Here is an 8794-nt window from a genome sequence, read left to right as displayed (position 1 = left end):
GTCCGGGCGGACAGTTCACCGATCCGCATGTCGAACTCCTCACATGCTCATGACTCACTTGCCCCTGACATTGATGTGAGCTTTTAGGTTAACTCGATGCTGAAGCTCATCTTCATGATCAACCGCGTTGAGGGAATGTCGTACGAGCGTTTCGTCGAGCACCACCGGGACCGGCACGCGCCGCTGTTCACCTCCATCCCGGAGGCGGAGCGCTACGTGCGCAAATACACCGTGTCCCACCCGGTTCCCGCCGAGAACTACCCGCCTCGGGCCTACGACGGCCTGACGGAGATCTGGTTCGAGGACTGGGAGAACCACGACGCCTTCTTCGCCTCCGAGAACTACCGGACGCTGGTCAAGCCTGACGAAGCACGCTTCATCGACACGGACTCGGTAGCCGTGATGGTCACCGAGGAGAAGGAAGTCATCTGACGGACGTATACGGGCTCAGCTTCTGCGGCCGACCCCGCGAACACGTTGATGTCCACGTCCGTCACATCGTCATGTCCCGGGCCCCCAACGCATCAGCCAACGGCACACCCGGACCAACGATCAGGTGATCCGAACAACGGCCTAGTAGGACTCCGTTAGGTCTTTCTCGATCTTGATGTCGAGTGCGGCCTGCTGGGCAAGGGCTGGTGGCAGGTGGAGCAGATGCCGGTCCAGCACTTCAGGACGGCCTGGAGAGCGTCGAGGGTCTGGTAGAGAGTGAGCCTGGCGCGGGAGCTTTTGGGGCCAGACGCTGTTCGGTGAGAAACGCGTGGGCGGCGGTCACGAGGGTGACATGGTGGTGCCAGCCGGGCCAGGAACGGCCTTCGAAGTGGTCCAGGCCCAGGCCGTGCTTGAGTTCGCGGTAGTCGTGCTCGATGCGCCAGCGGACCTTGGCCAGACGGACCAGGTCTGCGATCGGGGTGTCGGCCGGCAGGTTGGACAGCCAGTAGTCGGTGGGAGCCTCGGCGCCGTCCGGCCATTCGACCAGCAGCCAGCAGTCGGGCAGGGTGCCGTCCCACCAGCCCTGCTCGGCCGAGGCAGCGGACCGGATCGGACGCTCGACGGTCTTGCCCGCAGGGCGGACACGCACTGCAGCGAAGCGGGACCGTAACTCTCCTCGCGAGCCCTGCCGCCAGGTGAGGGAGGTGAATGCCTCCTGTCCGAGGCCGGCGGCCAGGGCGGCCACTGAGGGTGCGGGGTAGCGGTAGCGGGGCTGGGGCCAGCAGCCGACGGCCCCCTTGCGTGCCGGAGCGATGGGCTTCGTCTCGAAGGAGTGGGCGCTCACATCCGACCGGACGGCCAGGACGTAGACAAGTCCGCGCTCGGACAGCGCGGTCCGCAGGTGGGCGTTGGTGCCGTACGCCGCGTCGGCCACCACGACGGGCGGCTTCATGCCCCAGCCTGCCAACGCGTCGAGCATGTCCAGGGCAAGGCGCCACTTCTCTCGGTGCGTGATCTCGGACGGAACACGGGCGAGGCCCCGGCGAACGGTGTCAGACGCCCACTCTTCGGGCAGGAACAGCCGCCACTGCAGCGGACAGGACGCGATATCGGTCGCGGCGTGGACGCTGACCGCGACCTGGCAGTTGGCCCTCTTTCCCAAGGCCCCGCAGTACTGCGGGGCCACCCCGGCCGACATGCAGCCGTCCTTGGGCACCGACACGTCGTCGATCACCCAGGCCGCCGGACCGATCAGCGGCAGCATCCGTTCGCAGATCCGGCGCTGCACCGGCACCGGATCCCAAGTGGACTGGTTCACGAACTGCTGCAGGTTCTGCTCGTTGCCGTCCGGTAATCGCGAGGCCATGGCCTGAATGGACTTGCGGCGGCCGTCCAGCATCAGTCCGCGCAGATAGCAGTCGCCCTTGGCCCGCTGGTCCTTGCGCGGCACCGAGGCGAACACATCCGCCACGAACAACGCCAACTTCGCCCGGACCCGGTTCACCGCATGTGCGTCCACCCGTCCAACATGCCCAGGAACAGGCCCGACCGGAAGACCTAACGGAGTCCTACTAGCCGCCGACGTCTCGCCGTGGCTGCGTTCATCTACTTACTTACGTTGCGTGGTGGCGGCCGGTTCCGTACGAGGGCGCGTTTCCCGCGGGGACACGGAAGGACCGGCAGCGCTCCGGCTACCGGGCGGTGAGGCCCTTGAAGCCTGACCCGAGTCCGCGCCGCTTGCCGCGTGGTGCGGCGCCGGGCCGAGCGGTGAGGGCCGCGATCACCGCGTGGGCGGTCTGGGGGGTGAGGCCGGCGCTCACCTGCCCGGAGGCCAGGACCCGGGCGTACGCGCCGGTGCCGTGCGTGCGGAGCGCGTCGGTGAGCGCGGCGGCCGCAGTCTCCGCCGGCCCGGCCCCCCAGCCGTCATCATCCCTGTGCTGCGCCTGCTGGGGGAGCGCGTCGCGTCGGCTGAGGAGCACGGCCAGGGCCTGCGCCTCGGGTGCGTCCAGGGTCACCGTGACCAGCGCGGCCCCGAGCTGGTGAACGCGATTCCGGATCAGGCCATGACCGGCGAGCGCCTGGCGTAGCACCGCACTCGTCCCGGCCGTGGCTTGGCCGCCGGCGGCCTCGCTCAAGCCGGTTCCGGCTCCGGCCTGTTCGGCGCGCTCGACGACGGCGGCCGCCGCGACCGGCACGACGGCGAGGATCTCCGCGTATTCCGGATCGAGCTGGGCCAGGGCGCCGGCCAGGACCTGGAGGGCGGCGGCCACGTCCCTCCACCGCGCCCGCGCTCCACCGCGACGGATCGGCGGCGTCGGCCAGTGTGCACGCCGCGACGACGGCCTCCTCCGCCAGTGCCTCCACCTTGCCCGGCTCGGTAGTCAGCTTCATGTCCCGCCCAACGAGGTGTGGTCGCGCAACGTCGTGCGCGCTGATCACATGATGACGTCCGCGATCCACTCCACCGGCACGGAACTCGCGGCAGCGCAGCTATCGGCCGCAGGCCCTCGACACCGGTGGCCGCGCCCGGTCGCGGGGACACCGGGCAGCCCGTAGAACCGGACGTATGGTCCTTCGGCCGCCGGTGGAACCGATGCTGGCGCAGGCCCGCGACACGGTGCCCGCGCCGGGCGCGCTGCCCGGTGAGCTGAGATTCCAGCCGAAGTTCGACGGCTACCGGGCGATCGTCTTCACCCCGTGGCCAGTGCCTGGTCCGCTGCTGGTGCAGTCCCGCCGCGGCAGCCTCATGCAGAGCCGCTTCCCCGATCTCGTGGACGCGGCCGCGCACCTGCCCGACGGCCTGGTCCTCGATGGCGAAATGGTCGTGTGGGTGGAGGGCAGCATGTCGTTCGAGGCGCTCCAGCGGCGAGCGGTCTCCGGTCGCCGGAGCGCTGTGCGGCTCGCCCAGGAGATGCCGGCGCACTTCATCGCCTTCGACCTCCTCCAGATCGAGGGGAAGGAACTGCTGCACGTCCCGTACGGCGAGCGGCGCGCGCGGCTGGAGCAGCTGTTCATAGACTGCGGGCTGAGTGCTCCGTGGACGCTCTGCCCGGAGACGACAGATGTGGCGACGGCGCAGGAGTGGCTCACTTCCTGGACGCAGGTGCCCGGCGTCGAAGGACTGGTGATCCGGGGGAGTGGCCAGCGGTATCTGCCGGGAGCCCGCGCGCTCTACAAGGTGCGCCGCCGGGACACCACCGAGGCAGTGATCGGCGGGATCACCGGCACCGTGAGCCGGCCACAGACACTCGTGCTGGGCCGCATCGACGGGGCCGGGGCGCTGCGACCGGTCGGCCGCAGTACGCCGCTCCGGCCGGACGCGACGCGCGACCTGGCTGAGCGGCTGACGCAGGCAGGGTCCGCACATCCATGGGACAACATACGGTTCACGACCTCCTGGAGGTCACGGACGCCGCTTGACGTCGGGCTTGTGGAACCGGCACTGGTCGCCGAGATCATGGTGGACACGGCGCTGGAGCGCGGAGCGTGGAGACATCCGGTGCGCTTCGCCCGGCTCCGTCTGGACACCGCGGTCACGGATGTCCCGCCTTTCGGAGCAGGCGCCGAGCTTGCCAGCGGGTGAGGCGCCCCTCGCCTCCGCTCCCTCTGCGGTGCGTACAGCGTCACGGGCCGGTGAGGATGTCGTGGGTGCCGATCCGGCGCCAGATGATGTGCTGCTGGCCCGGGACTATCTGTGGCCCGTAGGACCAGGTGGCGCGGCCGTTCCTGTCCCAGGTGAGCTCGAAAACGTTGGGCGCACGCCGGACGCCCTTCACGCGGAGGCCAGGGCGGAAGCTGCCGGTGCGCAGGTCCTCGACGAAGGTCGCCACGGTCTGGCGGAATCGGCGGCGCTGTTGGGGGGTGAGGCGGTCCAGGTCGGTGGCGAAGCGGGGCAGGGTCTCGTACGTGGGCACGGCGAACTCCTCCAGGACGCACGAAGCCCCCGGCCGGTCGGCCGGGGGCGTTAGTGGCTGGTCGTGTTGAAGGGCGTCGGTGACGTGGTGTGCTCAGTGGTGGGTGGTCGGGGCAGTGGTGCGTTGGTGCGTGTTGGATGACGTTGGAGTCGTCGGTTGGAGCCGGTTTCCGTGGTGGGTGGTGCTGACGTGGTCGGCGCGCAGCATTCGCACGGCGGCCGTCAGCTCTCGTAGCGGGCGCGCATCACGTCGTAGAACTTCTGGGGGTGGGCGGCCTCGCAGCCGTCGCAGTGGTACCGGATGAAGTCGGTGCGGGCCGGGTGGTCCTGTTGCCCGGAGCGGCCGGCGCTGCGGAACTCGGGCTCCATCGGTCGCGAGCACAGCGGGCAGGGGTCTGCGTAGATCAGTTGCTTCAACATGCGGCGCACTGTGCACACGCCGGCGACTTACCGTCTCGGGCTGGCCCGGCGGCCCGCCTGGCGGGCGCTCCGGTAAAGATCTGGTGATGCCCTCCCGCCCGGCGGGAAGGACCCCGGATCGCGCTTTTGCGCAGGTCAGGCCCGAGGTTTCATGGGCCGGTGATCAGCAAATCGAAGGTCAGCCCGGGGAACGGGTGGCGCTACCTCACCCGTGACGTGATGGTCGGCGACGGCCACCGCCGGACGGGCACGCCGCTGCGCGCCGCCCAGGACGAAGCCGGTGTCCCGCCCGGCGTGTGGAAGGGCCGGGGCCTGGCCGCGCTCGGCCTGGCGGTTGGGGACGTGGTGACCGAGCGGCAGGCCGAACTCCTCCTGGGGGAGGGCCGGCACCCGGACTCCGACCGGATCGAGCGCGATCTCCTGGCGCAGGGCAAGAGCCCGGCGCAGGCGAGGCGGGCGACCGTGCTGGGCAGGCCCATCGAGCACAACCGCTCACCGAAGACCGACAAAGCCAAGGAGCGCACCCCCTGGCTGGCCTTCGACCTGGTGTTCCGGCCCCCGCCGACGGCACACATCGCGTGGGCCCTGATGGACGACGAGCATCGCCGGGTGCTGGAGCTGTGCGACGACATCGCCCAGGACAAGACGCTGGCGTGGCTGGAGGAGTCGGTCGCGGAGATCCGCTGGAAGGCCGGCGGCAAGCAGCGCGCCCGGGTCAAGGACGGGCTGGTCGTCGCGGTGTTCCGGCACTACGAGTCCAGAGCCACGGAATCGAGGCCACTTCTTCACACTCACGCGGTCGTGTCGATCCGCGCCCGACGGCCGCACGACGGGAAGTGGGGCAACCTGTCGGCGGACTCACTGATGACCCACATCGTCGCGGCCGACACCCTCTACACCCTCCACTTCATGGAGGAGGTGACGGCCCGGCTCGGGTGGGCGTGGGAGCCGCGCGAGGTGACGCCCGGCCGCCGGCCCGTCATGGACATCGCGGGCATCGACCGGCGACTCATCGGCTGGCAGTCGACCCGCCGCCAGCAGATCGAGGACGCGCTGCCCGTCCTCATCGCCAGTTACGAGGAACGGCAGGGGCACGCGCCGGGGGAGCGGGCCGCCTACGCGCTGGCCTGCCAGGCCGCCGACCAGACCCGCCCGCCCAAACGCACCGAGCTGCTGTCGCTGACCGAGCTGCGGACGCGATGGCGCGCCTCCGCGATCCGGGCGTTTGGTGCCTGCACCGTCTACCGGCTCGCGGAGCGGGCGCGAGCGGCGGCCGCGGCGGTGTGGGCGCGGGTGCGGCCGGTGGTCGACGTCGTCCTGGCCGCCGTGGACACCGTCGCCGTGGTGTACGTGATGCGCGGCGCGTTCAAGCGGCACCACTTGCTCGCCGAAGCCCGCCGCCACCTCTCCTACGTCTTGCGCGGCCGGCCCCACGAGCCCGGCCTGGACGAACAGATCGTGCAGACGGTCATCGACGACTACACCCGCCCAGCCAGTCGGCGGATGATGACCGCTGGCCTGCGCGCCCTCTACCCGCGCGACACCGAGGACCAGGCCGTGCTGCGCCCGCTGACCCGAAAGCGGACCGCCCCACAGTACGAGCGAGCCCGCCTCGCCGCCGACGCCCTGGCCGCCCGGGTCCATGCGGTGCGCCGTGCGGAGCGCCTGGGCTCCCGTACCCGACCGCGCACCGTCGCCGTGCCCGCCGCCTCGAGGACGCACCTGCGGCCGTTCCGCACCGGCCCGAAGAACGGGCGCCTCCTGGAGCCGGAGACCGGCGTCGACACGGTGGAACAGACGCGCCAGACCTTGGAAGCCGCCGCCGCGCAGGTGGCCGCCACGCTCCAGGACAGCCGGCGGGCACGCGAAGTCACCCACGGCCCCCGTCCGCAGCCCACCCCGGCGACGGCCCCGTCGCCGCACACCCAGCAACCCGGCATCCAACCCGCGCCGGGTCGAACCACAGGAGGACTCACGTGAACCCCCCAGAAGAACGCCCCAACCCCGACGACGCACTCGCCCGCGCCCGTGCCGCCCGCGAGCAGATGGCCGCCGCGCTCAACGAGGACCAGGAGCCCGACCCCGATGAGCCCCTGGGGTGGCAGCCGATCTGGAAGCGCCCCCGGAAGCCGAAGTCGAAGGCCGCGAAGAAGGCGGAACTGCGCAAGCAGCGGAAGCGACTCCAGGAAGCCGGGAAGCGACGCCTCGCCGCCGCGAACTCGCGCCGGCCTCGCTCCCGACAGAACCGGATCGGGAACGCGGCCGCGCGCCGCGATGCCCGAGCCCTGTCCCGGGTGCGGCATTCCAACGCCTGGCTGTGGTGACGATGCTGGGCATCGTCCACCGAGTGGGGCCCACGATGTTCTGCATCCAGTGGCGATGCACGACATCGAGTGGGCTCCACTCAGTGGGCTCCACCCGATGGGCTCCACCGAGTGGAGTCCACTCCGGTGCGCCGGATGACGATGGACGCCACCGTGGAGCGCACCGCATCGGTGCGCCACTGCACCCGGTGCGCCGCACCGTCCGGCGATGCCCGGCACTCTCGCGCGCCGGTGCGCCGCATCCGATGCTCCGCACCGCAGCGGTGCGCACACCGCCGGCAGCCCCCTCCATCGGGTGCGGCCGGGCGCGCACCCCCCTTGTCCGGCTCTGCTACCGCGACGTTTTCCCTTGACATCGCCCGTTTCTGCTCGCGATCAGGTCGCGGTCAGGGGGTGTGTGATAGAGGAGCCCGCCCGGTCGTGGCGCGCGCCCGGTGCGGTGCGGCGATGCGGTGGGACCGCACCAAGGTGGTGCGGTGGCGCGCCTGCGATGCTCGCCGCACCGCACCACCGCCGTCCTGGAGGTGCGGCTACGCGGTGGTGCGGTGCGCCGGATGTGCCTCCATCGCCTGCCTCATCCCTGCGGCCTCCAGCTGGCGCAGGACGTCGGCGACGTCGCCGTGGTCCTCGGTGAGGATGTTCTCGGTGAAGCGGATGATGGTCTGGGCGATGCCCGGCGGGAAGGCCAGGCAGGCGCCGTCGCCGTCGCGCAGGACCTCCAGCAGCAGTCGCCCGAGCGCCGCGGCCAGGAAGGAGTGCGCGCACGGCTCCCCGTCGCAGTCGTCCACGGCGGTGACGGGGATGAAGATGCGCGCGGCGACGTCCAGGAGCAGCTCGCGCAGCTCCGGGCCTATGTTGTTGGCGACCGCGCCAGCCGTGTCGATGTCGCGGGCCTGCAACGCCCGGATGTAGGCGAACGCGTCGGCGACATCATCCGGGTGCATCGGGGCCAACGGCTCGGTGGTGGCGGTGGTGTTCTTCTTGGGCATGACGGCTCCGTACGTTGTTGGCTGGCCCGGCAGGGCTGGATGTGGCTGATGACGGCTTGCCGGTTGGGGCTCGCGAGGCGCGGCCGTCCGGTGGCTCAGGCGGTGGTCGGGCACTCGGTGGCGACGTTGCCGCGGACGTCAGCGAGGAACTGGGAGACCTGGTCGCCCTCCTGCATGCACTCGATCAGGAACCCCGCCGCGATCCATGCGGTCTGCGCCCCACCGCCCGCCAGGCACCACCGCTTGAGGTACCGGCTCGCCACCGTCACCATCTGCCGCAGGGCGTACGCGGACTCGCAGTCGGCGTGTTCGTCGGGCACTGCGGTGATGTAGTCGGTCAGCAGCAGCTCGCCGAACTCGCCGATCAGCCGCGCGAGCTCGGACCCGTCGGAGTGGAATGCGGCGAGCGCGGCCTTGTCCTGCTCGCTGCCCTGGCCCCGCCAGACCAGCTCCACGTAGTCGGCGGCTCGCGCGATCTGCTCAGGGGCGAGCTGGGAAACCTTCGGCGCAGTCGTCTCCATGACGCTTCCTCACTGTCGACGGGCCGCCGCGCTGATCGTGGCGGCCTCAGAAGCGATCTTCGGGGCGGGTGCCTGTGGATAGAGTTCGCGCACCGACGGTGCCCCCGGCTCGCCAACTACCGCGCACAAGTTCGCCAACTACCGAGCAACGTCCAGGCGCTCGCGCTGTCCCCTTGTCTACTTCCGCTACCTGCG

Annotated in this window: 10 protein-coding genes; 4 read left to right on the top strand and 6 right to left on the bottom strand. The window is 70.7% G+C overall.

Annotated elements, in window-relative coordinates; all coding sequences use genetic code 11:
- The first annotated feature begins 96 nt into the window (after positions 1-96).
- Positions 97-432, top strand: coding sequence for an EthD domain-containing protein (locus ACFYWQ_RS42930; protein ID WP_389526113.1), 336 nt, complete (start codon positions 97-99; stop codon positions 430-432).
- Positions 433-670: 238 nt separating this feature from the next.
- On the opposite strand, the gene ACFYWQ_RS42925 is transcribed toward ACFYWQ_RS42930, so the two are convergent.
- Complete coding sequence (locus tag ACFYWQ_RS42925; RefSeq protein WP_389526110.1) at positions 671-1951, bottom strand: IS701 family transposase; 1281 nt, start codon at positions 1949-1951, stop codon at positions 671-673.
- Positions 1952-2123: 172 nt separating this feature from the next.
- Entirely contained in the window at positions 2124-2702 is a 579-nt protein-coding gene (locus ACFYWQ_RS42920) for a hypothetical protein (protein WP_389526108.1), read from the bottom strand.
- A gap of 323 nt (positions 2703-3025) precedes the next feature.
- On the opposite strand from ACFYWQ_RS42920, the gene ACFYWQ_RS42915 reads away from it, so the two are divergent.
- Complete coding sequence (locus tag ACFYWQ_RS42915) at positions 3026-4015, top strand: ATP-dependent DNA ligase (RefSeq protein ID WP_389526105.1); 990 nt, start codon at positions 3026-3028, stop codon at positions 4013-4015.
- A 40-nt stretch (positions 4016-4055) separates the two neighbouring features.
- Here ACFYWQ_RS42915 and ACFYWQ_RS42910 read toward each other — a convergent pair whose 3' ends face one another.
- Both ACFYWQ_RS42910 and ACFYWQ_RS42905 read right to left on the bottom strand, forming a co-directional pair.
- Positions 4056-4346, bottom strand: a complete 291-nt coding sequence (locus tag ACFYWQ_RS42910) for a hypothetical protein (protein WP_389526102.1) — start codon at positions 4344-4346, stop codon at positions 4056-4058.
- Between the two features lie 221 nt (positions 4347-4567).
- Entirely contained in the window at positions 4568-4765 is a 198-nt protein-coding gene (locus ACFYWQ_RS42905) for a hypothetical protein (protein ID WP_389526099.1), read from the bottom strand.
- 219 nt (positions 4766-4984) lie between these two features.
- Between ACFYWQ_RS42905 and mobF the strand changes: the two genes are divergently transcribed.
- The gene (gene mobF / locus ACFYWQ_RS42900; protein WP_389526119.1) at positions 4985-6745 is read left to right on the top strand and encodes a MobF family relaxase; all 1761 of its coding nucleotides are present in this window, start codon (positions 4985-4987) and stop codon (positions 6743-6745) included.
- Complete coding sequence (locus tag ACFYWQ_RS42895; protein WP_389526096.1) at positions 6742-7089, top strand: hypothetical protein; 348 nt, start codon at positions 6742-6744, stop codon at positions 7087-7089. Before mobF ends, ACFYWQ_RS42895 begins: the two co-directional genes overlap by 4 nt.
- A gap of 530 nt (positions 7090-7619) precedes the next feature.
- Here ACFYWQ_RS42895 and ACFYWQ_RS42890 read toward each other — a convergent pair.
- Both ACFYWQ_RS42890 and ACFYWQ_RS42885 read right to left on the bottom strand, forming a co-directional pair.
- Positions 7620-8078 (bottom strand): hypothetical protein, encoded by a 459-nt coding sequence (locus ACFYWQ_RS42890; RefSeq protein ID WP_389526093.1) that lies wholly within the window; start codon positions 8076-8078, stop codon positions 7620-7622.
- A gap of 95 nt (positions 8079-8173) precedes the next feature.
- Positions 8174-8599, bottom strand: coding sequence for a hypothetical protein (locus tag ACFYWQ_RS42885; RefSeq protein ID WP_389526090.1), 426 nt, complete (start codon positions 8597-8599; stop codon positions 8174-8176).
- Between the last annotated feature and the right edge of the window lie 195 nt (positions 8600-8794).

Origin of the sequence: Streptomyces sp. NPDC003247, from assembly GCF_042888135.1 — a bacterium.
Taxonomy (GTDB): Bacteria; Actinomycetota; Actinomycetes; order Streptomycetales; family Streptomycetaceae; genus Streptomyces.
The sequence above is the reverse complement of the archived record's forward strand: the minus strand, read 5'-3'. Positions and strand labels throughout refer to the sequence as shown.

Coding starts and splice junctions, on each gene's coding strand:
- ACFYWQ_RS42930 (WP_389526113.1), top strand. CDS start 97: ATGCTGAAGCTCATCTTCATGATCAACCGCGTTGAGGGAATGTCGTAC.
- ACFYWQ_RS42915 (WP_389526105.1), top strand. CDS start 3,026: ATGCTGGCGCAGGCCCGCGACACGGTGCCCGCGCCGGGCGCGCTGCCC.
- ACFYWQ_RS42905 (WP_389526099.1), bottom strand. CDS start 4,765: ATGTTGAAGCAACTGATCTACGCAGACCCCTGCCCGCTGTGCTCGCGA.
- mobF (WP_389526119.1), top strand. CDS start 4,985: ATGGTCGGCGACGGCCACCGCCGGACGGGCACGCCGCTGCGCGCCGCC.
- ACFYWQ_RS42890 (WP_389526093.1), bottom strand. CDS start 8,078: ATGCCCAAGAAGAACACCACCGCCACCACCGAGCCGTTGGCCCCGATG.
- ACFYWQ_RS42885 (WP_389526090.1), bottom strand. CDS start 8,599: ATGGAGACGACTGCGCCGAAGGTTTCCCAGCTCGCCCCTGAGCAGATC.